At 54.2% G+C, this 23137-nt stretch carries 20 protein-coding genes and 1 tRNA gene; 18 read left to right on the top strand and 3 right to left on the bottom strand.

Features of this window, described 5'->3' with window-relative positions:
• Nucleotide 1: 1 nt before the first annotated feature.
• From ACMZ66_RS20025 to ACMZ66_RS19960, 14 genes are all read left to right on the top strand, one after another.
• A complete protein-coding gene (locus ACMZ66_RS20025; protein ID WP_416939985.1) occupies nucleotides 2-976 on the top strand; it encodes a branched-chain amino acid ABC transporter permease in 975 nt (324 codons plus the stop codon).
• Nucleotides 969-1688, top strand: a complete 720-nt coding sequence (locus ACMZ66_RS20020; RefSeq protein WP_416939983.1) for an ABC transporter ATP-binding protein — start codon at nucleotides 969-971, stop codon at nucleotides 1686-1688. The genes ACMZ66_RS20025 and ACMZ66_RS20020 overlap by 8 nt, the downstream gene beginning before the upstream one ends.
• The gene (locus ACMZ66_RS20015; RefSeq protein WP_416939981.1) at nucleotides 1672-2388 is read left to right on the top strand and encodes an ABC transporter ATP-binding protein; all 717 of its coding nucleotides are present in this window, start codon (nucleotides 1672-1674) and stop codon (nucleotides 2386-2388) included. Before ACMZ66_RS20020 ends, ACMZ66_RS20015 begins: the two co-directional genes overlap by 17 nt.
• A gap of 662 nt (nucleotides 2389-3050) precedes the next feature.
• Nucleotides 3051-4805, top strand: coding sequence for a sensor histidine kinase (locus ACMZ66_RS20010; RefSeq protein ID WP_416939979.1), 1755 nt, complete (start codon nucleotides 3051-3053; stop codon nucleotides 4803-4805).
• Nucleotides 4774-6144 (top strand): sigma-54-dependent transcriptional regulator, encoded by a 1371-nt coding sequence (locus ACMZ66_RS20005; RefSeq protein WP_416939977.1) that lies wholly within the window; start codon nucleotides 4774-4776, stop codon nucleotides 6142-6144. The genes ACMZ66_RS20010 and ACMZ66_RS20005 overlap by 32 nt, the downstream gene beginning before the upstream one ends.
• 244 nt (nucleotides 6145-6388) lie before the next feature.
• On the top strand, nucleotides 6389-7726 hold the full coding sequence (locus ACMZ66_RS20000) for an ABC transporter substrate-binding protein (RefSeq protein WP_416939976.1): 1338 nt from the start codon (nucleotides 6389-6391) through the stop codon (nucleotides 7724-7726).
• A 21-nt stretch (nucleotides 7727-7747) separates the two neighbouring features.
• Entirely contained in the window at nucleotides 7748-9061 is a 1314-nt protein-coding gene (locus ACMZ66_RS19995) for an ABC transporter substrate-binding protein (protein ID WP_416939975.1), read from the top strand.
• A 94-nt stretch (nucleotides 9062-9155) separates the two neighbouring features.
• Entirely contained in the window at nucleotides 9156-10055 is a 900-nt protein-coding gene (locus tag ACMZ66_RS19990) for a branched-chain amino acid ABC transporter permease (RefSeq protein ID WP_416939973.1), read from the top strand.
• 1 nt (nucleotide 10056) lies between these two features.
• Nucleotides 10057-11004, top strand: coding sequence for a branched-chain amino acid ABC transporter permease (locus tag ACMZ66_RS19985; RefSeq protein WP_416939971.1), 948 nt, complete (start codon nucleotides 10057-10059; stop codon nucleotides 11002-11004).
• Nucleotides 11001-11777, top strand: a complete 777-nt coding sequence (locus ACMZ66_RS19980) for an ABC transporter ATP-binding protein (RefSeq protein WP_416939969.1) — start codon at nucleotides 11001-11003, stop codon at nucleotides 11775-11777. The genes ACMZ66_RS19985 and ACMZ66_RS19980 overlap by 4 nt, the downstream gene beginning before the upstream one ends.
• On the top strand, nucleotides 11774-12436 hold the full coding sequence (locus ACMZ66_RS19975) for an ABC transporter ATP-binding protein (protein WP_416939967.1): 663 nt from the start codon (nucleotides 11774-11776) through the stop codon (nucleotides 12434-12436). Before ACMZ66_RS19980 ends, ACMZ66_RS19975 begins: the two co-directional genes overlap by 4 nt.
• 36 nt (nucleotides 12437-12472) lie before the next feature.
• Complete coding sequence (locus ACMZ66_RS19970; RefSeq protein ID WP_416939965.1) at nucleotides 12473-13627, top strand: iron-containing alcohol dehydrogenase; 1155 nt, start codon at nucleotides 12473-12475, stop codon at nucleotides 13625-13627.
• 18 nt (nucleotides 13628-13645) lie between these two features.
• Nucleotides 13646-15121: an NAD-dependent succinate-semialdehyde dehydrogenase gene (locus ACMZ66_RS19965; RefSeq protein WP_416939963.1), complete on the top strand. Its 1476-nt coding sequence runs from the start codon at nucleotides 13646-13648 to the stop codon at nucleotides 15119-15121.
• A gap of 21 nt (nucleotides 15122-15142) precedes the next feature.
• Entirely contained in the window at nucleotides 15143-16297 is a 1155-nt protein-coding gene (locus ACMZ66_RS19960; RefSeq protein WP_416939961.1) for an iron-containing alcohol dehydrogenase, read from the top strand.
• 102 nt (nucleotides 16298-16399) lie between these two features.
• Here ACMZ66_RS19960 and ACMZ66_RS19955 read toward each other — a convergent pair whose 3' ends face one another.
• A complete protein-coding gene (locus tag ACMZ66_RS19955) occupies nucleotides 16400-17347 on the bottom strand; it encodes a cyclase family protein (protein WP_416939959.1) in 948 nt (315 codons plus the stop codon).
• 206 nt (nucleotides 17348-17553) lie between these two features.
• Nucleotides 17554-17639 (bottom strand) — tRNA-Leu (locus tag ACMZ66_RS19950).
• Between the two features lie 217 nt (nucleotides 17640-17856).
• On the opposite strand from ACMZ66_RS19950, the gene ACMZ66_RS19945 reads away from it, so the two are divergent.
• The 4 genes from ACMZ66_RS19945 (at nucleotide 17857) to ACMZ66_RS19930 (ending at nucleotide 22440) form a co-directional block, all read left to right on the top strand.
• Nucleotides 17857-18444: a YqaA family protein gene (locus tag ACMZ66_RS19945; protein ID WP_416939957.1), complete on the top strand. Its 588-nt coding sequence runs from the start codon at nucleotides 17857-17859 to the stop codon at nucleotides 18442-18444.
• Between the two features lie 43 nt (nucleotides 18445-18487).
• The gene (locus ACMZ66_RS19940) at nucleotides 18488-18994 is read left to right on the top strand and encodes a disulfide bond formation protein B (RefSeq protein WP_416939955.1); all 507 of its coding nucleotides are present in this window, start codon (nucleotides 18488-18490) and stop codon (nucleotides 18992-18994) included.
• 243 nt (nucleotides 18995-19237) lie between these two features.
• Entirely contained in the window at nucleotides 19238-20107 is an 870-nt protein-coding gene (locus ACMZ66_RS19935; RefSeq protein ID WP_416939953.1) for a helix-turn-helix domain-containing protein, read from the top strand.
• A 146-nt stretch (nucleotides 20108-20253) separates the two neighbouring features.
• Nucleotides 20254-22440 (top strand): TonB-dependent siderophore receptor, encoded by a 2187-nt coding sequence (locus ACMZ66_RS19930; RefSeq protein ID WP_416939951.1) that lies wholly within the window; start codon nucleotides 20254-20256, stop codon nucleotides 22438-22440.
• Between the two features lie 81 nt (nucleotides 22441-22521).
• On the opposite strand, the gene ACMZ66_RS19925 is transcribed toward ACMZ66_RS19930, so the two are convergent.
• Nucleotides 22522-23088 carry an HNH endonuclease gene (locus ACMZ66_RS19925; protein ID WP_416939949.1) on the bottom strand — a complete coding sequence of 189 codons (567 nt, stop codon included), beginning with the start codon at nucleotides 23086-23088 and terminating at the stop codon, nucleotides 22522-22524.
• Nucleotides 23089-23137 lie beyond the last annotated feature (49 nt).

Raw genomic sequence — 23137 nt, 5'->3', positions numbered from 1 at the left:
CATGAACGCAAAAGTTTCCATTCTCCTGCTACTTGCCATGTATCTGGGCGTTCCTGCGATCCTTGGTGGCGATGACTATTTGATTGGTCTGATTTCTTCAGCACTTATCATTGCCGGTATTGCTGTTGCCTGGGCACTGCTTGGCAACCTTGGCGGGATGGTAAGTTTCGGGCATGCCGCATTCTTTGGGGTAGGCGCATACACCTCGGCCGTTTTGACCATGGATTATGGCGTACCCGTCTTTGTCGCCCTTGTAATTGGTGGCATCGGCGCAAGTATTTCGTCGCTATTCATGATCCCGGCCCTTCGGTTGCGCGGCCCTTACTTTGCACTATCCATTCTGGCCTATGCCGAGATTTTCAAAATCCTTGCGACCGAGGCAACCCCGATCACGGGCGGTGCAGCAGGTTTGCTCAGCATCCCACCGCTTCCGGTATTTATGGGCTTTGATTTCGGCACCAAACTTGGCGGCTATATCGTGATCCTCAACATCGTTCTTCTGATGTTGATCACATATCACTTCATCCGGAAAAGCTCTTATGGTCTTGCGCTTAAGGCGATGCATGATTCCGAGCTCGCCACCCGGATCGTTGGTGTTCCGGCAACCCATCTTAAAATCGTGATGCTGATTGTTTCAGCCTTCATGACGGGCTGTGTTGGTGCTTTTAATGCGCATGCAATCAACTTCCTGGATCCGGAATATGCATTTAACGGTTCCTGGACAGTGTTCCCGATTGTTGCGGCGATCTTTGGCGGTTATCGCACGCTGAGCGGTCCGGTTCTTGGCGCATTGTTCATCTATCTGGTCGATCAGTTGATCTTCAAGAACCTGATCCCGCATGGCCATCACCTTATTCTTGGTGCGATGCTTGCCGGAATGATCATCCTCAGCCCGACCGGACTTCTACCGGTCATCACCAAATTCTTTACGTCAAAAGGCCTCTCCAAATCCGTAAAGGAGAAACAGAATGCTTAAAGTAAAGGATTTGAGCGTCAATTTCGGTGGGGTCAAAGCGCTTCAGAATGTCAGTTTTGAAGTTCAGCCGCAGGAAGTTCTGGGCCTTGTTGGCCCAAATGGGGCTGGCAAAACAACAAGCTTCAACGTTCTGTCAGGGGTGATCACGCCAACGTCGGGTGAAGTCACTTATAATGACGAAGACATCCTGAAATCATCAATGCATCAGCGCGTGAAGCACGGGATCGGAAGAACCTTTCAGATCCCCCAGCCGATGCATGAGCTGACCGTGCGTGAAAACCTGATCGTCGCCCAGCGTTTTGGTCGCGAGGATGGCAAGGTTGATCATGCACGCATCGACGAAATTCTCACTTCGGTAAATCTTCTGCATAAATCAGAAAATGATGCTGCCAACGAGTTGGCACTGACAGAGCGCAAAGCACTCGAAGTGGCCAAAGCGCTCGCGACTGAGCCGACATTGTTGATGCTTGATGAAGTTTTGGCCGGGCTTGAAACCACCAGCAAAAAGCTGTTCATGCAGACGCTAAAGAACATTCATCGGACCTATGCGCTGTCGATGATTGTGATCGAGCATGACATTGAAACGATCATGAACCTCTGTGATCGCGTTGTTGTGTTTAACTTTGGCCAAGTGATCGCAGAAGGTGAGCCCGAAGAAACCTTCCGTAACCCCGAAGTCGTAAGGAGCTATACCGGTGAGGCACATTCTTAAAACCGAGAAACTGAGTGCCGGCTATGGGGCGATGGAAGTCTTCTGGGATTTGTCTTTGACCTTTGAAGAGGGCAAAACCACAACCATCGTTGGCCCGAATGGCGCAGGCAAAAGTACCTATCTAAAGACCCTGATGGGCCTGATTACGCCGAAGGGTGGATCGATCGAGTTCGATGGCAAGGACGTAACAACTGCATCAACCTGGAGCCGTATTGATAACGGTCTGGTTCTCATACCCGAAGGACGTTTGTTATTCCCTGATCTCAGTGTTGAAGAAAACCTGATCATGGGGGCGTATCCCCAAAAGGCACGCGCGTCGATGGAGAAAAACCGCGAATATGTCTTTGGACTGTTTCCGCGTTTGAAAGAACGCCGCAACCAGCAGTCAGGGACACTTTCGGGCGGCGAAGCACAAATGCTTGCGATCGGTCGTGGATTGATGGAGGAGCCAGAAGTCTGCCTGATTGATGAGCCGTCTCTTGGTCTGTCACCGGTTATGACGAATGAGATTTTCGCGATCTTCAGGACCCTGAAGGAAGAGAAAATGACCATCATTCTGGTCGAGCAAAATACCAACCAGGCGCTTAAGATTGCGGATCATGTCTACCTGATGCAGGCGGGTAAAGTCACGTTGTCTGAATCACGTGATGCGGTTGATCTTCAACGTCTTGAAGACCTGTATTTCGCTCGGTCAGCCTAACGGCAACGCAACCAATTAAGACGAAGAAGCACCTTTTTCCAGATTACTGCCTATAGAGGCCGAGCATATCGAAACGGTGCCAAACAGAACCATTTCCCACGACGAGCGCCCAAAAGACGACCTCGATCATGAAAGAACACAAGAGGGAGATAAAGATCTCCCTCTTGCTGCTTTTGGAACGCTCAGCAACAGGTCGCTCCAGCATCCCGCACTTCAGTTTGAAGTGAGACTGAACCGGCTTACTTTTCAAAGCTCTGAAAGCTACGGAAAAGCGATGGTGCCCCGGGCAGATTCGAAGTTCCACTCACTACGTGAAACAGATTTTGAGACACAAATAATTCATTAAAATCAATGGGATTAGCTACCCTTCCATCGAGAACAGCATCTTCTAACGGGGAAACTTTCAGTGATTTCTGCAAGTTTACTGAATAGGAAATGTCGCTAGGAAAAGGACTAAACAGCGTTATGATCGCCTTCTTAATGTAACCTCTGTTGGCCGGGAGTAAGTCAGTTAAGCGCTTCAAAACGCCAACGATTTGGTAGCCTGACTGTTTTCCACAATTATGCACATGATGAACTGGCAATGCTGAACGGTATGGTTTCTTGAGAATTCTATCTTGGTACGTTCATTCTTAAAGCCGCCGATGAAAGGGAGTTACCGGGTGCCTAGGTTTCACTGGTCCCGAAATCAACGTCTAAGCCTTGTCGGCCGATATACATTGCTATCGGTTGGCGTTGTTGTATGCGCGTTGCTCGCCCTTAGTTTCTTTTATCAGCGCTTTTCCAACGAATTGATCGACAGGCTTACGGGTGAACGGCTCAGCGCGCAGGTTGCGGCCACTTCAAACAAACTTTCTGCCTTTCTCGATACCCGTATCTATCAGTTGGTAACGCTTTCAAACCATCCGGCGATGCCCGCCTTCATCGAAGCGCCGAATTCACCCCAAGCTGAAGAAGCACTTACGTTGCTTCGGGTTGAGGCCGACTCACCTGATTTGTATGGCGTGCTGTTCTTTGATTGGTACGATAATCTTGATCGACTGGTCGCAGGTCAGGCTGCATCCGGGCCCCCTTACTGGTCAAAACATGGCTGGGACATTTCCGGTCTGCCGCGGGTCGAACATGAAGGGATCGAGTTTATTGGCCCAAAATTGCCAGAGAACGGCAATTCCGGCTGGATTTTAATGCGTGCACATATCCGCGATACCGGCTTGGGGCAAAACACATCTGTGGCTTTGCATGTGCGACTGGCATCGCTTACTGAACTTCTGGCCAGCGCAGGCATTTCAGGCGTGATTGATCCGCTTTTGCGTACACCCGGCGGCATTGTTCTTGATGCCACCGGCCGTCCGACCGAGGTCAATGGCGAGCTTATTGAGGGCCCTAGCATCCTGCCCGGATGGAACCTTGTGATGAGTGTCCGTCCAGGCACCATCATCCAACCAATTGATGAAACCCGGTTCTGGCTGGCAGTTACCGCAGCCGTCATTATCGTGATTATTTTGGCGATCTTTTTTGCCCTGTCACGCAGCTTGCGCCGAAGGGTCGATACGCTTGTTCAGGGTGCGCACAGCATCGCGTCCGGCGATCTATATTACCGTCTGCCCGAAGGAAGACGTCGCGATGAAATCAGCACGGTTGCGAAGGCCTTCAACACCATGGCTTGGCAGCTCAAAGACCTGATTGACCGGACAGTGCGGGCCGAAAAGCTTGCGGTCCTGGGCCAATTCGCCACCGGTGTCGCCCACGAGGTCCGCAATCCGCTGGCGACCATGAAAACAACTGTGCAAGCGCTTGTCCGCAAGGAACCAGATGGTGAACGCAAGACGCTTCTTGATGATATGGGGCATCAGATTGATCGGCTGTCGCGCGTTGTGAATGATTTATTGGCCTATGGTCGTCCTGGTGAAGCCTGCCCACAGGAAACCGAAATTCGCGATCTGTTTCGACAGTCATCTCGTGTCCTGACACCCGTCGCCGAAGAAGCCCAAGTGCGGTTTTATACAAGCGGTGATTCCCGCCTGACGATCTATGTCGACCCGGATCAGGTCTTGCAAATCCTGCTCAATATCGGGATCAATGCCATCCAAGCCTGCCAACCCGGCGGAACGGTGAGCCTACGCGCCGAACGCCATCAGGATCAGGTCGAAATACGCGTCACAGATGATGGTGCTGGCATCCCCAAAGAGCATTTGCTTGACGTCGTGCAGCCATTTTTTACCATGAAAAGCAAAGGAACCGGACTAGGCCTTACGATCAGCCAACAACTGGTCGAGTCAAATAACGGTTCAATCCATATTGAAAGTGCCCCGCAAGAGGGCACGACAATCACATTGAAGTTCCCGGCAACGAAATCGGAAACTTCAAAGGAGGAAACATCGAAAAATGCCACGTCAGATCAGGATTCTGATCGTTGATGATGAAGAATCATTCGTCCGATCACTAAGCTTTGCACTTCGCACCGAAGGCATGGATGTCACCGGCGTTCATTCCGGTGAAGATGCGTTTTTGCGCGTTCGAGAAAACAAGTTCGATATCGTCCTGCTGGATTTGCGCCTGCCCGGTGCCGATGGCATGGAGGTGCTTGATAGCATCCGCAAGCTTGATATCGACGTGCCCGTCATCATGATTTCGGCTCATGGCGATACGCGTGCTGCGGTAAAGGCCGTCAAACTCGGTGCCGCAGATTACCTCAGCAAACCGTTTGAGCTTGATGAGCTGATCCACACGATCAACACGACCCTTGATCAGAACCGAACCGCCCTTGAGCTTGATTACCATCGCAAGCGTAATGTGCCTACCAAGGGATTGATTGGTGAATGCGCGCCGATGCGTGAGTTGCGCACGACAATCGACCGCGTCGCACAAAGCAGCGCCAGCCGTATCCTGCTGCAGGGGGAGTCAGGTACCGGCAAGGCATTGGTCGCGCGCGCCATTCACGGCGAAAGCCCGCGCGCAGCAAACGCCTTTATCGAGATCAACTGTGCTGCCCTGCCAGAGCAACTGATCGAAGCCGAACTGTTCGGAGCCGAAAAAGGCTCCTACACCGGCGCGCATCAGAAACGCACCGGCCTTGTCCGCCTTGCTGACGGCGGCAGTCTGTTTCTCGACGAAATTGGCGAGTTGCCGCTTGGCATGCAGGCAAAGTTTCTTCATTTCCTTGAAAACGGTGACTACCGGCCGGTCGGAAGCGAACATTCCGCATCCGCCGATGTCCGCGTTATTGCCGCGACCAACCGTGATCTTGCCGAAGAAGTCCGTTTGGGCAACTTCCGTGAAGACCTTTTTTATCGTCTAAATGTCATCACGATTGAGATTCCTGCCCTTCGCCACCGTGGCGACGACATCATCAAGCTGGTTGATCATTTTGCCGATCATCAGGCCAAAGCCGAAGGCTGCCATCCGATCCACTTTGACGATGCGGCGCTCGAACTGCTGCGCCATCATCGCTGGCGCGGCAATGTGCGTGAGCTTAAGAACTTGATCGAACGTCTGACCATTCTTTATCCATCCAAACAGATTTCGCCGGATCTTTTGCCCGCCGAATTTCACGTAACCGACGAAGGGTCTGATGATCTTCAGGCCGAGCATTTCAGCAGAAGTCCTCAGTTGCAGGATCGCATGGACAGCACAGAACGACATCTGGTTCAGGATGCCCTTGATCAAGCCGATGGCCACAAAGGGCGTGCGGCTGAAATCCTTGGGATTTCACGTCATGCACTAAAGCGCCGCCTGCAAAGGCTTGGTCTGCAGTAACTGAACCTTACTCCGAAGTTTCCCCTTCACACCCTTGAGCGGTTTCCGCTCAAGGGTTTTTTACTGCCTGAGCGCCAAACGCTCAAACCAACGCGCAAAACCGCTCCAAGTTTTTTGGCCAAAACGGTCAATCGCGCGGCTTTCCTGACTTTGCACAGAAATTTCGCAACTGGCACAGCCTTTGCGGAATAGCGAGACAAAGGTACAAACGCGGGTGGAACAACCATTCGCAGGGAGGAAAGTCATGGAGATGTCCAAACACCCGATTTCGGGGTGCATCACCATCATTGCTGCCACGTTCGCACTGTTTGCGGCCACAACCGCACAGGCAGAACGTTTTGAGCTGGGCGCATCGGCACAGAACGCAGATGCCGTCATCGGCTGTTTGTACCCAATGACCGGTCGCTCGGCCACCTATGGTCGCGACAGTATTTCCGGGATCAAGATCGCGCTTCAGGACCTCGAAGCCGAAGCAAAATCCGGTCTTGATGTCCCCAACCTTCGCGTCATCGCCGATGACCCGCGATCAAAAGCATCCTATGCGGTCCGTCTGGCGCAAGATTTCATCACCAATGACAATGCCAAGTTCTTCTGCGGCATCGTCTCATCAGGTGTTGCCCATGCCGTAAGCGATCTGGCGCGGACCGAAAAGATCATCATGGTCGGTACCGATCATGCGTCGTCACGGCTTAGCATCGAAGCCGGTCATGACTTTTATTTCCGCGTCACCAATGACAGCTGGACGTCGATGGCCGCAGGCGCACGGTATTTGCGCGATCTTCAAAAGGAAACCGGCTGGAAGCGCCTGGCCTTTGTCGGGCCAGATTACGATTACGGCCATGTTTCCTGGACGGACTTGCAGCTCGCCCTTGATGAGCTGGGTGTTGAATATGAAACCGTCGGAGATCTGTGGCCGAAACTTTATGAGCCGGACTACTCGGTCTATATCAACGCATTACAATCAGCCGAGGCTGACATCGTTGTCACCGCACTTTGGGGTGGGGATTTCATTGCCTTTATCAAGCAGGCGGCATCGACGCGGTTCTTTGAAACCACCCGTCTGGCCAATTTTGATACCGGTGCCAATTACGATGTGATGATGGCCCTTGGCGGTCAGCCTTATCCGGGTTTGATCCTGTCTGCCCGTCACCACAATAACTGGCCAGAAACGGGCCGCAACAAGCGGTTCGTCAAACAGTTCCACGACATGACCGGGCGATATCCGACCTATGCTGCCGAAGGCGCCTACACCGGGATCATCGCCATTGCGCGCGCCATTGAAAAGGCAGGCGGCGTGGATGATGACCGCGCGCTGATTACAGCCCTCGAAGGATTGCAACTGGCCCTACCCGAAGATCCGCCGGGCTTTGCATCCTACATCGATCCCGAAACTCACCAGATTGTCCAGGCGCAAGCCGTGGGCACGGTCGTCCACAACGAAGACTTTCCGCCATCAAAACTGATGGTGGGGAACTGGGCGATCTACGATGCCGAAGACCTCAAGCCATCCAAAGAGATGGTTAAACGTCGCCGCGATGCCGTGGCTGGCGGGTCGGAGGCAGTTCCACCGCCAACTCCATGACCTTTCCTAAGGGAGGAAATAGTGAAGAATAATAAATCAAATTTCAGCCAATACCTTGTTTCGGGCGTCGCAGCCCTCGCTCTTGCTGCTGGCGCAGCCGGTTCTGCATCGGCTGCCGAAAACGGCAAGTTCCGCGTGGGCATCGTTACCTTCCTGTCCGGTCCGGCTGCTGGTCCGTTCGGTGTTCCATCGGCAAATGCCGCCAAGATTCTTGTTGATGAACTCAACAAAGGTAATCTGCCTGCACCTTACGATAAGCTCGGTATCAATGGTGCTGAAATCGAAGCCGTGATCATTGACGAAGCCGGTGGCGCAACCAAGCAGGTTGAAGAATACCGCAACCTTGTTCAGCGTCAGAAAGTCGACGCTGTCATCGGTTACGTTTCTTCGGGTGACTGCCTGGCGGTTGCTCCGGTTGCCGAAGAACTGAAAACCTTCACTATCGCATATGATTGCGGTACTCCCCGTCTCTTTGCTGACAACCCTGATGCAGCCTACATGTTCCGTACCGGTCTCGATGCATCGGTCGATAACATTGGTGCTGTACGTTACCTTGCGGAAACTCGCCCGGACGTTACCCGTCTTTCCGGTATCCAGCAGAACTATTCCTGGGGTCAGGACAGCTGGGCTGACTTCACCGCCGCAGCATCCGCCCTCCTCCCAAAAGCGGAAGTCGTAGAAGAACAATTCCCGAAAATCTATCAGGGTCAGTATGGCGCAGAAATCTCAGCCCTGTCCGTGAAGCGCCCTGAAATCGTTCACAGCTCCTTCTGGGGTGGTGACATGGAAGCACTGGTCCTGCAGGCAAATGCCCGTGGCCTGCTTGAAGATGCGACCGGCCTTTTGACCTGCGGCGAAGCATCCTTTGCCACCTACAAGGATCAGGCACCGAACGGCATGATCATCGGTGCACGCGGCCCGTTCGGCCAGTTTGCCCCGAACAACGAATTGAACACCTGGTTCAAGGGTGTGTATCAGAATGCCTATGGTCTTGAGCCGGTCTACCCGGCAACCAAAATGGCTCAGGCGATCCTTGGTCTGAAATATGCTGCTGAAAATGCAGGTGTTGGCGACAAGGAAATCGCATCTGCCGAGCAACTCGCTGCTGCCATGAAAGGCGCCACTTTTGAGTCGGTTTCAGGCACCGTTGAAATGGCACGCGGCAATGGTCATCAGGCCATGCAGGGTATCACCTATGGTGAATACCACTACGAAGATGGCGTTGCCTCGATCAAAAACGCTGTTTCGTTCGCTGGCGAATGCGTAACGCCGCCGGAAGGTGTTGCTGCTGCGGACTGGATCGCAAACGGCTTCCCGGGCGCTCAGTGTAACTAAGCTGCCTGCTCTGTTTCAAAGAGCTTCCTGATCCTGCGGACATCCCGTCTCCCTTGGGATGTCCGCCCCTTTCCCTGCACACTGGATATTTGTGATGACAAGTCTTCTTGCCGTCCTGATTGATGGCTCGATCTATGCATCGTGGCTGTTTCTTGTGGCTGCTGGCCTGACCGTGATTTACGGGGTGATGCGCATCCTGAACATGGCGCATGGCAGCTTCTATGCCATCGGCGCCTATTCGGCAGCGTCGCTCGTTGGCTGGTATTTCAACAATGGCATGGGCCCGGCATGGGTCAGCTATCTGATGCTGGTGGGTGCCGCGCTGGTTGCCGGTCTGATTGTCGGTGTGATCGTCGAACGCGGGTTACTGCGCCTGATGTATGGCCGCGACGAAATCCTGATGGTGATCATTACCTATGCCCTTCTTCTGATCCTTGAAGACGGCATGAAAATCGTCTGGGGTGTCAGCCCCTATTTCGCCTATCAGCCCTATTCCGAACTCGGGCGCACGTCGCTTGGTCTGCTCAAGGTTTCCAATTACGACCTCGCACTTGTTGGCGTGTCCGCACTTCTCGGGCTTGGCCTGTGGGCGTGGCTGGAACGCACCAACCAGGGCAAGGTCCTGCGTGCCGTCATCCATGACCGCGAAATCGCGGTTGCCATGGGTGTGAACGTGAAACTGATGTTCACCATCACCTTTGTTCTTGGCACGACGCTGGGCGCACTCGCCGGTGCATTGACCGCACCTGCAATTTCGGTGGTGCCGGGTATCGGTATCGAAGTGATCGTTCTGGCCTTTGCCGTGGTTGTTATTGGTGGCCTAGGCAGCATCGGCGGTGCCGCGGTTGGTGCCCTTCTTGTGGGTCTGAGCCGTGCGGCCGCTGTTCACTACGCTCCTGAATTCGAACTGTTCGTCATTTATGGCGTGATGTCGCTGGTTCTGGCGTTCCGTCCCGAAGGCCTGTTTGGCCGTACTTTGGCGAGGAAAATCTGACATGCGTCTTGATAAAACTGAAATCTCGCTCGGACTGGTGGCACTTGCCTGTGTGCTGTTCGGCTTCGTTTCGCCGGGTTGGCTGATCTTCCTTCTGACCATCGCACTGGCCAAAGCACTTGTCGTTCAGGGCGTTGTCATGCAGATGCGCTCGGGTCTCGTATCCTTTGGCCAAGGATTGTTCTATTGCATCGGCGGCTACACCGTTGGCATGGGCGGCCAGTTCTTTGGCATTCATGATGCGATTGCGGCCCTGTCGCTGGGTATGTTTGTCGCGATCGTTATTGCGATGCTGCTGGGTCTGTTGCTGACGCGCTATCGCGAAATCTTTTTTGCCATGCTGTCGCTGGCCTTTTCGATGATCCTGTTTGGCATCCTTGTGAAAAGTCAGGAACTGGGCAGCACGGATGGCTTTAACGTTCATGACTGGACCCTGTTTGGCTGGGCACCCGAGGCAGGTGCAGGTAGCCAGCAAACCGTATTTACCATGACGGTGATTGCCGGTCTGCTCGTTGCGGTTCTGATCCATCGTTACACCAAGGCCGGTGTTGGCGTCATTTGCGAGGCGGTTCGTGAAAACGAAGTCCGCGTTGAATATCTTGGTCTGTCGCCGCGCTGGTTGCTCTATGGCAACTATGTTGCTGCGGCCGCAGTTTCCGCACTTGGTGGCGGCCTAACGGCATTGGCCACCGGCCATGTCGATCCGGAGATGGCCTATTGGACCACGTCGGGTGAGTTCGTCTTCATCGCGCTTTTGGGTGGCTTGGGCCATGTGGCAGCACCGTTTATTGCCGCCATCGTCTTCTCGTTTGTGCGCACCTACGCCATCGAATTCGTTCCCCACACCTGGCAGATGATCCTCGGCTTCACGCTTCTTGCGGTCATCATCTTCCTGCCCAAAGGGCTGTGGTGCCTGGTCAGCCGTGAAAAAACAGGAGAACGGGCATGACCTGTATTCTCGAAACACGTTCGCTGAACAAAGAATTCGGCGCGGTCATCGCCGCAAAGGATTTGAACGTTCAGATCAACAAGGGTGAAGTCGTTGGTGTGATTGGCTCCAACGGGGCTGGCAAGACGACCTTCATCAACATGGTGACGGGCTATCTCAAACCAACCCGGGGCGAGATCCTGTTTAACGGCAAGTCCATCATGGGGCATTCCCCGCGTGCCATCACACGTGCTGGAATGGCGCGCTCCTTCCAGGTTGCGCAGCTATTCCCGGAAATGACAGTTCTCGACAACCTGATTGTTGCTTTGGCCGCTGCCGAAAGTGCCCGCCCGAGTTTCCTAAGCCCCCTTCGCAGCGATGCTCGCATCGCTCGGGCCGAGGAAATCCTTAAGGAATTCGGCGTCGAAAACTATCGCCATTCAATGGTCACCGCCGTCCCGCAGGGGGCGCGCAAGCTGGTTGATATCGCCATGGCGCTGATTGGCAATCCGCAGATGCTGCTACTGGATGAACCGACCAGTGGTGTCAGCATGGATGAAAAAACCGGCCTGATGGATACGGTGATGAATGCTGTGCGTCAGCATGGCGTGACCGTGCTGTTTGTCGAACATGACATGGATGTGGTCGAACGCTACGTCTCGCGCGTTCTGGCGTTTTACAGCGGCGAAATCATTGCCGATGGCGAACCTGCGGCTGTTCTGGCCGATCAGCAAGTCCGCGATCTTGTGACCGGCCATCGTCCCACCACCAAACAAGGGAATGGCGCATCATGACCCTGGAAATCCGCAATCTCGATGTTTCGATCGGCAATATTCCGATCCTGCGCGATGTCTCGCTTTCGGTGCCGTCCGGCAAGATGTTTGGCCTGATCGGTCATAACGGGGCGGGGAAGACCACCCTGATGCGCGCCATCATGGGTCTTCTTGATGCCGATCAGGGAACCATCACCTTTGATGGGCAGGACCTGCGAAAGCAGCCTGATTTCGCCCGTGCCAAAACCGGCATCAGTTACATGCCCGAAGACCGCCGTCTGATCCCGTCTCTGACGGTTGAGGAGAACATTCTTCTTCCGGCATGGACCAATGGCATCAAAGACGCCGAAGAACGGCTGAAATGGGTCTATGACCTGTTACCCGAAATCGCCCAGTTCCGGGATCGCCGTGCGCTGCAGCTTTCCGGTGGTCAACAGAAACTGGTTTCGCTTGGGCGCGCATTGATGCCCGGCCGCAATCTTCTGCTGCTTGATGAACCGTTCGAAGGGGTCGCACCGGTCCTGTCACGTCGCCTGTCGGAAGTCATTTCCGATCTCGGCAGCAGTGGTCTGTGTGTCCTGATTTCTGAATCCGATGACACCCATTCGGCCGATCTGGTGGCGGGCAGTTATCGCATCGAACGCGGCACCGTTTCCAAGGCTGAATTGGAAACCGCCTGATCCCGACAGCAGACAAGTCAAAAGACGAGGTTCCCCATGTCAGACTTTGTGTTTGAAACCACCCCTCGCGTCATCTGCGAGTTCGACGGTGCCTTGCAGCTCGGTACACTTTGCAAGGAGTTCGGTGCAAAACGCGCCGTTCTCCTGACCGACCCGGGCTTGCAGAAGGTTGGCCTGATCGATACCCCCTATGCCGCGCTTAAAGAAGCCGGGATTGACACCCTGCTTTGGACCGATGTTCAGGCCGATCCGCCTGAGGAAAGCATCCTTGCTGCGGTCAAGGGTGCGCGTGATTTCAAGGCCGATATCGTCATCGGTCTTGGTGGCGGTTCATCACTTGATACCGCCAAATTGGTCGCGCTTCTGTGTGGCAAGGATCAGAAACTTGACGAGATCTATGGCATCGGTCTGGCAACAGGTCCGCGACTGCCACTTATTCAGGTGCCAACCACGGCGGGCACCGGTTCGGAAGTCACCCCGATCTCGATCGTCACCACGCCGACGCATGAGAAAAAGGGTGTGGTGTCCAACCTTCTTTATCCAGACATTGCACTTCTCGATGCCAAGCTGACTATGGGCCTTCCGGCCCCGATCACGGCCATGACCGGCATTGATGCCATGGTCCATGCGATTGAGGCATATACCACCAGGCACAAGAAAAATGCCCTCTCGGACGGGCTTGCCGTTCGCGCGATGCAGCTGATGACAGCCCATATCGATGATGCGGTTTCCGCCAGCCCGTCACGTGAAGCCCGCGAAGCCATGCTTCAGGGGTCCATGCTGGCCGGGATGGCGTTTGCCAATGCCCCGGTCGCGGCGGTTCATGCCCTTGCCTATCCACTCGGCGGACATTTCCACGTCCCGCACGGGCACAGCAATGCACTGGTCTTGATCGAAGTCCTGAAATTCAACCGGGATGCCGCCGTATCGCAATATGGCGAACTCGCCCGCGCGGTTCTGCCCGGTGAAAAATTCGAAAATGACGATGCCGCCTGTGATCGCTTCATCGCCTTTATGACTGACATGGTCGAACGCATGCCGTTCAGCCGCACCTTGCGCGAAGTCGGCGTGGCGGAAAGCGACCTCGACATGCTGGCAACCGATGCGATGAAGGTGGAACGCCTTCTGATCAACAACCCGCGTGAAATGACGTTCGATGCCGCCCGCGCGATTTATGCCGCCGTGCTGTAACGAAAAGGAATAGCCACCATGACCATCCAGCTTAATGATTCTGGCCTCTGGCAGACCCAGGCACATATCGACGGCAAATGGGTTGCATCCGATAGCGGCAAGATCTTTGCCGTTGTTGACCCGGCCACCGGCGAACATCTTGCCGATGTCCCAGATATGGGGGCGGCCGAAACCCGCCGTGCCGTTGATGCCGCCAATGCGGCCCTTCCTGCGTGGCGGGCCAAAACCGCCAAGGAACGCGCAAATGTGCTGCGTAAATGGTTTGATCTCTGCATGGCGGCACAAGCCGACCTTGCATTGCTGATGACCCGCGAACAGGGCAAACCGCTGGCCGAGGCATCCGGTGAAGTTGCCTATGGCGCGTCCTTCCTTGAATGGTTTGCCGAAGAAGGCAAACGCATCTATGGCGACGTTATCCCGTCCCATGGTGCGGATAAACGCATCATCACCGTCAAACAGCCGATTGGTGTTGTTGCCGCGATCACGCCCTGGAACTTCCCGATGGCCATGATCACGCGCAAATGCGCCCCGGCCCTTGCTGCGGGTTGCACGGTCGTTATCAAACCCGCCGAAGATACCCCATTGACCGCACTGGCATTGGTTGAACTGGCCAAACGTGCAGGCTTCCCCGATGGCGTGATCAATATCGTCACCGCATCACACGGGGCGGAAATCGGTGGTGAACTGACTGCCAACCCGATCGTGCGCAAGCTGTCCTTCACCGGCTCCACCCAGGTTGGCAAGCTTCTGATGCGTCAGTGCGCTGACACCGTCAAAAAGGTTAGCCTCGAGCTTGGCGGCAATGCGCCGTTTATCGTGTTTGACGATGCTGATCTTGATGCAGCAGTCGCAGGCGCGATTGCCTCGAAATACCGCAATGCTGGCCAGACCTGCGTTTGTGCCAACCGCATTCTGGTTCAGGAAGGTGTCTATGATGCCTTTGCCGCCAAACTGGCCGAGGCCGTTAGCAAACTGCGCGTCGGTCACGGCACCGAAGAAGGAGTCACCCAAGGCCCGCTGATCAACTCCAAGGCAATTGAAAAGGTCGAAGCCCTTGTCGAAGACGCCGTTTCGCGTGGGGCAAAAGCCGTTCTGGGAGGTGATCGCGCCAAGGCTGACAGCAACTTCTTCACCCCAACCGTCCTGACCGGGGTGACAGCGGATATGCGGATATTCTCCGAGGAGATCTTTGGTCCGGTCGCACCGCTCTTCAAGTTCCATAGCGAAGAAGACGCCATTCGCATGGCCAATGACACGCCATTTGGTCTGGCAGCTTATTTCTACGCGCGTGACATCGGCCGCATCTGGCGGGTTGGCGAGGCGCTTGAATACGGCATCGTTGGCATCAATGAAGGCATCATTTCGACCGAATCAGCACCGTTTGGCGGGGTCAAGGAATCCGGTATCGGCCGCGAAGGGTCGAAATACGGCATCGATGATTTCGTTGAAATTAAATACATGTGCCTCGGCGGTCTCGCCGGGAATGCCAACTGATCCCGGATAAGGAGACAAATCATGAGTTTCATGTTCCGAAGCGTGCCGCGCATCGTCTGCGAAGCCGGTGGCATTGCCAAGACCGGCAGCCTTATGAAGGAACTCGGCGCCAGCCGTGTCACCATCGTCTGCGATCCGGGCATCGTCAAACTGGGCTTTGCGAAAAAGGCGCAAGATGCACTTGAGACCGCTGGTATCGCGGTTCAGATCTTTTCCGATGTCGAAGCCGACCCACCCCAGAAAATCGTCGAAGCCGCCATTGCCGATGCACGTGATTGGGAAGCGGATGGCGTGGTTGGTCTTGGCGGCGGCAGCTCGCTTGATAGCGCCAAGCTGGTTGCGTTGCTGGCCAACAGCGATCAGACGATTGAGGAGATCTATGGAGTGGACAAGGCAACCGGCGATCGCCTGCCGCTGATCCAGATCCCGACCACGGCCGGGACCGGCTCGGAAGTCACGTGGGTGTCGGTGATTACTGATAACAACAACCTCAAGCAGGCCGTTTACACCCCGCAGTTAATGCCTGACGTCGCCCTTCTTGACCCCGAACTTACCTATGGCTTGCCGCAAAAAGTCACAGCTGCCACCGGCCTTGATGCCATGGTGCACGCCATCGAGGGCTATACCAGCCGCACGCGCAAGAACCCGATTGCCGATGGTATGGCAGTCACCGCCCTTTCGCTGCTCGGCAAGAACCTGATGAAGGTGATTGAAAACCCGGGGGATAAGGAAGCACGCTCTGCCATGTTGCAGGGATCTCTGATTGCCGGGATGGCCTTTGCCAATGCATCGGTCGCCGCCATTCATGGTCTGGCCTATCCGCTGGGTGCACGTTTCCATATCCCGCATGGTCATGCCAATGCGCTGGTGATGGCGCAAATCATCCGCTTTAACCTGCCAGCAGCCAAAAAGTTGTATGCCGAACTGGCACCTTGCCTGATCGAAGGTGTCGATTTCGAGAGTGAAGACGCCGCTGCCGAGGCATTCGTCAAACGGATCGAGGAAATGGTTCCGGCCAGCGGCCTTGAAACCCGTCTGCGCGATCTTGGTGTGACCGAAGACGCCCTTCCGGAAATGGCGGAAGAAGTCTTTACCAAAATCCATCGCCTGATCGATAGCAATCCACGCAATATGACAGCAGGTGAGATCGAAGAGATTTATCGAAGCGTTTATTGAGTTAGCCACATGCAGACGGACGTTTGCATGTGTCAGAAGAACCGGCGGCCTGTTTGGTCGCTTGGCCGCCGGTTCTTAAGCTCACAAAATGATCGTACCGGATTAGCGAATAGCGACCGGGTTAATGATCATTTGAACCGCACCTTTAAGTTTTGCCTGTCCTAGTACGAACAGAAACTCGTGTGCGCGGTCTGCGGCCAAATCCTTGGTCACGATGTTTTCAAGAATATAGACACCGTTTTCGGCCAACAGTTTCACGTGCACGGGAAAGAACGCGGTTGGATCTTCATGGGGAACTGCTTCCAGTCCCCAGGTATCCCCACCGACAGCAACAACACCCTTTTTGGCAAGCCATTCAGCTGCTTCCAAGCCGATACCAGGCTCAGTCGAACCGTAAAGTGCATTGTCCTTTCCAACCAATTCAAGCCAGCCGGTATGGATAAGAACAACATCACCCTTACGGATTTCAGTTCCAGCCGCTTTCTGTGCTGCCATGATGTCATCAAGCGTTACGACATAACCGCCTTCCAAACGATCTGTTCCCTTGATCGACGCAACATCAAGCAAAACGCCGCGCGTTGCGATTGGCGGTACATGTTCGATGCCCAACTTGGTCAGGCCCGTTGCTGCAACGATCTCTTCGGCGTGGTTGTTATTGTAGTAGGTGTGATGATCGCCCAAATGCCCAAGACCGTCGATCTGCGTCCCGACACCAAGCCATCCAGTGAACATGTCGTCGTTATATGATCCGGCATTGCTGCCAAATGTCTTGTTACCACTTTGTCCCGGCGAGAAAACAGTGACCGAGACACCGCGCGGTGCGAAAGCAGGTGTGTCACGCGAAACTTCCATACCGAGTGAATAAACTTTCCCTTCGGAAATAAGCTTGCTGGCAGCAAGAGTGACCTCGGAGTTGAGATAGTTGGCAGCCCCGATTTGATCATCCGGCCCAAATGGCGATGCGAACCGATCTTCGGCAGAAGCCAACCCAGTAAAACCAAGAAATCCAGTAACAATAGAAGCAGAGACAAGCATTTTTGCTTTTTGCATTTTTTCCTCCCTAAGTTGATAAGGAATCAGGAAATGGCAAATAATGTGCCAAGAAAAAATGGCTAAAACTGGCGCTTATCTCGCGTAGGTTGAGCGAAAGCCGATCAGTTTCACATATAGAATGATCGGTTACCGCTCTGGAATCGCACGCAACAAAGAGGCCTGAGCATCTCAAGCTTTATGTATTCTTTTGTTGGAGAAAGCGATGGTGCCCCCGGGGAGAATCGAACTCCCACTCACTAAGTGAAACAGATTTTGAGTCTGCCGCGTCTACCAATTCCGCCACAGGGGCAGGCAATTTGGGTACCTATGCGTACCCTCCATCGACGGGCGGGATAATAGCTGTAAATTTCGCCGGGTCAATGGGGGTTTGTGCAAAAATGTGTCCGATTTGTTGAACGCGAACTGCGTCATTGCGATCTTGGGCAAAATGCGCTTTGATCGCCCGCGTTTTCGGGCCTTTGCGCCGCTTCACCAACACATCGCAACCAATACAAGGCGCAATAGCTGTGATCCGCAGTCTTTATGATTGGACCATGAATCTGGCAGGCCATCGCCATGCCGGTCTGGCATTGTTCTTCATTGCCATGATTGAAAGCTCCGTCTTTCCGATCCCGCCAGATATCCTGTTGATCCCCATGATCATTGCCGCCCCGACCAAGGCATGGCGCTATGCGTTGATTTGTCTGGTTGGTTCTGTGCTGGGCGGTGTGATCGGCTATGGTATCGGCTACTTCCTGTTTGAAACCGTGGGTCGCCCGGTTCTGGATCTGTATGGCTATGCCGGGAAATTTGATCAGTTCCGAGACTATTATAACGAATGGGGCGCATGGGCGGTGTTTATCGCCGGTGTCACACCGTTCCCTTATAAAGTCATTACGATCCTGTCGGGTGTTACCGCCCTTGATCCGATCGTATTTACAGTCGCATCCATTCTTGCGCGCGGCTTGCGGTTCTTTGTCATTGCCGCGCTGATCTGGAAATTCGGTCCCGTCATTCGAGATTTCATCGAAAAGCGACTGGGCCTCGTTTTCACCATATTTATCGTGGTTCTTGTCGGTGGGTTCGTCGCCATCAAGTTCATCCCGCACGGCTGATCTGATGAGTGCATTTCACGGAAGACGACAAACGGATTTATTGATGTTCAAACTGCTTCGCCCGCATTACGCCCTTGCTTTGGCACCGGCCATTTTGCTTTTGACCTCGGTCGGCAGCCTCGGCTTTGCGTTTTACGCACAGTATGTTCAGAAGCTCCTGCCCTGCATTCTGTGTCTTTATCAGCGTGTGCCGTTTTATGTGGCCGCGGGATTGGCATTGGCAGCCGTTCTGTTGCTCCGGTTCCCCGGTGTGGCGCGCGCGCTGGTCTATTTGTGCGGCGTGACCTTTGCGGTTGGCACCGGCATCGCGTTTTATCATGTCGGGGTTCAGGAACTTTGGTGGCCGGGACCGGCCATGTGCGGCGGCGTTCAGAGCGGTGCAGGTTCACTTGCAGAACTCAAGGCACAACTGATGGCGCAACCGATTGTCCGCTGTGACAAGATCGACTGGACCCTGTTTGGCATCACCATGCCCACGGTGAACGTGTTCTTCTCGGCAGCACTGACCGCCTTTTGCTTCATTGCACCGTCGCGCTGGATGAAGAAGTAAGAACTTCCAAACCGCGCACAAGATCAGTTATTGCAAACCCGCCCACACGCTGGGCGGGTTTTGTCATTTTCGATCACATCCTAGGCGATTAATTATTCACAAAACGAACAAATATTCATTTGATAATGAGAATTGTTATTGTTTGCAGAAAAATCCCCGTTATATTGAGGCCCAACAAAATCCAAAACCAGACCACATTGAAAGGCCCGGGCACTCTTGACCGACATGGCATTCCACCCCCAGATGACCAGCAAGATCGAAGGCATCTCCCTTCTCGATGATTTGCGCTTCCGCCGCTGGAACGCAGCCATCACAGATCTGTGGCATGTGGAATGCGAAAAGTCGGCAGGCGGCACCTATGTGTCGCGCGCGCCGCGTCTTGTGGCGATTTTGGATTGCGTTGGTGATGGTCGGGTCGAGGTTCGCGCATCAAGCGACAATGTCAAACGCGGCCATCGCGGCCAAGGCTGCTTGTCCTATATACCGGCCGGGATGGAAGTCTCCTCTGAAGTGCTTGGCAAATGCCGGTTACGCCATCTCGATATCCATCTTGATGTTGATGCCCTTGAACAAAGCCTGGGCAACCATCTTGATCGCAGCGCCCTTGAAACACCGCGCATCGGATTTTGCGATCCGCGCATCAACACGCTGGTACGATTGCTTACCGACGATCTGGAAAACGGCATGCCCGGACCGCAGATTTATGGCGAAGGCCTGGTTACCGCCCTGACCGCGGCCCTTCTCCAACCACGCCCGGATCAAGAACCTCAGCGCAAACGCGGCAAACTGGCCCCGTATCAGCTTCGCAAAACGGTCGACTTCATTGAACAGAATTGCGGTCGCACCATTCGCCTTGATGAACTTGCACAGCTGACCGGACTATCACAGTCCTATTTCTGTTCGGCATTTCGCGAATCAACCGGCATGCCGCCCCAGCAATGGCAGATGAAGGCCCGTGTGGAGCGCGCCAAAAACCTGCTGATGGATAACGACACGCCATTGGCATCTGTTGCCCTTCGGGTCGGCTTTGCCGATCAGGCACATTTAACCCGCGTGTTCCGCAAGATCGTTGGCACCACCCCGGGCGCATGGCGCAAGGAACAGTTCGCTTAACTTAAGCCAAAATCCGTTCAATCCGTCCAAATCCGGTTCAATATTTACCCCCGTCGCGCGTGATATCGACAGGTCCATCATGAAAGATGGCCCGCCGGTTCCCGCCCTGCAGGTCGTCGTCACAGACAACCGATAGGGAAACCCAAATGCTTTCCACAGGACGTAAACTGTCTTCCACCCTTTTGCTGGGTACAGCCATTGCTTTGGTCTTTGCCGCCCCGAATTTCGCGCAGGCGCAATCATCAACTGAAGCAACCACCTCGGAAGCAGAAAAAAGCTCCGCCACAGGCGCGACTGAAACACCGGCGATCTTGATCGAAGCCGAACAACAGTTCGAGACAGCCACGTCACCGGTAGAGGGCTTTGTTGCCACACAAAGTGGCACCGCAACCAAAACCGACACGCCGATTTCGAAAACGCCGCGTTCAATGTCTGTGGTTGGCGCAGACGAAATTGATGCGCGCCAGGACCAGACGGTCATGGATGCCCTGAAATATTCTGCTGGCGTACAACCCGATCAGTTTGGCTATGACACGCGGTACGACTGGTTCAAAGTGCGTGGATTTTCCCAGCAGGACACCGGCCTTTATCGTGACGGCCTTCAACTGCGTTCGTCGGGTTATGCGTCATTCCGTCAGGAAGCATACGGTGCCGAGCGCATCGAACTACTGCGTGGCCCGACTTCCGTCATGTATGGACAGAACTCGCCAGGTGGCCTTGTGAACGTCGTTACCAAGCGCCCGCATGAAGACATCGTCAACGAAGTCACACTTGAGGGCGGAAGCTTTGAGCACAAACAAGGCGCTTTCGATGTTGGCGGCAAAGCCGTTGAAGACGGAAGCGTTCTGTATCGCCTAACTGGACTGGTTCAAGATTCCGGCACCCAGACCGACATGGTCGATGATGACCGCATTTACATTGCCCCATCCCTCAAATGGGAAAATGACGACACGTCGCTGACCATCCTGACCCACTATCAGCATGACGAAACCGGCTCAGCCAATAACTGGCTGCCCGCAGTCGGCACAATTTACGCTGCTCCAAACGGGGCGATACCGGTTGATGTATTTACCGGCGAACCTTCATTTGAGGGGTATGAGCGCGTTCAGACTTCGTTTGGTTACGAGTTCAGTCACGATTTCACAAACGACATCACGTTCCGCCAGAACGCCAGATACGCGTTCGTCGATGTTGATTACAAAACCGTGTATGGCAATGGCTGGTCTGACGTGAATGCTGGCACTCTGAAACGAAATGTCCTGCGCACGGATCAAAATGCACATGCAATTACGATCGACAACCAGGTCGAAACACGCTTTGACACCGGCACGGTCAATCACACACTGCTGACCGGCGTTGACTATCAACACTACATTTATGATCGCTACGCCGCCTACGGCACCGCCTCAGACTTTAATGTCTATAGCCCGAGCTACGGCGGAAGCATCGGCTCTCTGACGACTTGGTATGATGATGACATTACATTGCGCCAACTTGGCCTGTATGCTCAGGATCAGATTGAGTTTGACGACAACTGGACATTGACGCTTAGCGGTCGCCAAGACTGGTCTGACGAGAAAAAATACAACAACGCCAGCAATGGTGCGGAAAGCAGCAAGAATGACCAAGCTTTCTCCGGTCAGGCAGGTCTTGTTTACAAAACAAGCTTCGGACTGGCTCCCTATATCAGCTACTCGGAATCCTTCAATCCGGTCGCAAGCGAAGGCAGCCAAAGCTTCGATCCTGAAACTGGTCAACAGATGGAGATCGGTGCCAAGTATGAACCGCAAAGCTTCAACGGCCTTCTGACAGCAGCCCTCTATGACCTTCGCCGTCAGAATGTAACCACCGCAGACCCCGATGACAGCACGCGCAAAGTACAAACAGGCGAAGTGCGCTCACGTGGTTTGGAGCTTGAAGGCACGATCGAACCATTTGCCGGTTTTGTAGCCAAAGCAGCCTACAGCTATAACGATGCCGAAATCACCAAAGACAATGACGGCGATCAGGGCAACACGCCGCTTGGCGTTCCCGAGCACACCGCATCTTTTTGGGCTGATTACACCCTGCAAACCGGTGTCATGAAGGGCTTCGGGTTTAACGGTGGCGTTCGCTATCTTGGCGAACAATACGGCGACGATGCAAACACCTTTGCAATCCCTTCAACGACCCTGTTTGACGCCGGCATTCACTACGAGATCGATGGATATCTTCTGGCTCTGAATGCCACGAACCTTGCAGATGAACGTTGGGTCTCAACCTGCTCGGGCTCTAACGTCTGCTACTACGGTCAGGGCCGCACCATTCTGGCAACTGTTAAGTATCGCTGGTAAAAACCCGCTGCAATCAACAAAGAAAAAGCACTGCTCATCCGGGCAGTGCTTTTTTCGTTGGACAGATCCACCAAGGCACGATCAGAAGTCGTATTCCAGTTCGGTATCCCAGTATAAAAAATCCCGCCAACTTTCGTGAAGATAGTTTGGCGGGAACCGGCGTCCTGTTGACTGGAGTTCGTGCATGGAGGGCTGTCCCGGCGTCCTGCGCAGTCGCAGGCCCGCCTCACGGACCGATCGACTGCCCTTGAACAGGTTACAGTCCGAACAGGCCGTGACGATGTTTTCCCAGTTCGTACGCCCCCCCTTGGCACGCGGAATGACGTGATCAAAGGTCAGCTCGTTGGTCGGCAAGCGATCGCCGCAATATTGGCAGGAAAACTCGTCACGCAGGAAAACGTTGAACCGGGTAAAGGCCGGGCTGCTTTTAAGCGGGACATATTCCTTTAGCGATATGACGCTGGGCAGCCGCATTTTGAAAGAAGGAGAACGCACTTCGCGGTCGTATTCGGAAAGAACATCGACACGTTCAAGAAAGACCGCCTTGAGCGTATCCTGCCAAGACCAAAGGGACAGCGGGAAGTAGCTCAACGGCCGGAAGTCGGCGTTAAGAACAAGTGCCGGACACGCATTGGGCGATAAATGCATATCATCCGCTCCACCGTGTTAACCGAGTCGCACGCCTTAATTAGCAGGT

This window comes from Thalassospira sp., assembly GCF_048059015.1.
Lineage (GTDB): Bacteria > Pseudomonadota > Alphaproteobacteria > Rhodospirillales > Thalassospiraceae > Thalassospira.
The sequence above is the reverse complement of the archived record's forward strand: the minus strand, read 5'-3'. Positions and strand labels throughout refer to the sequence as shown.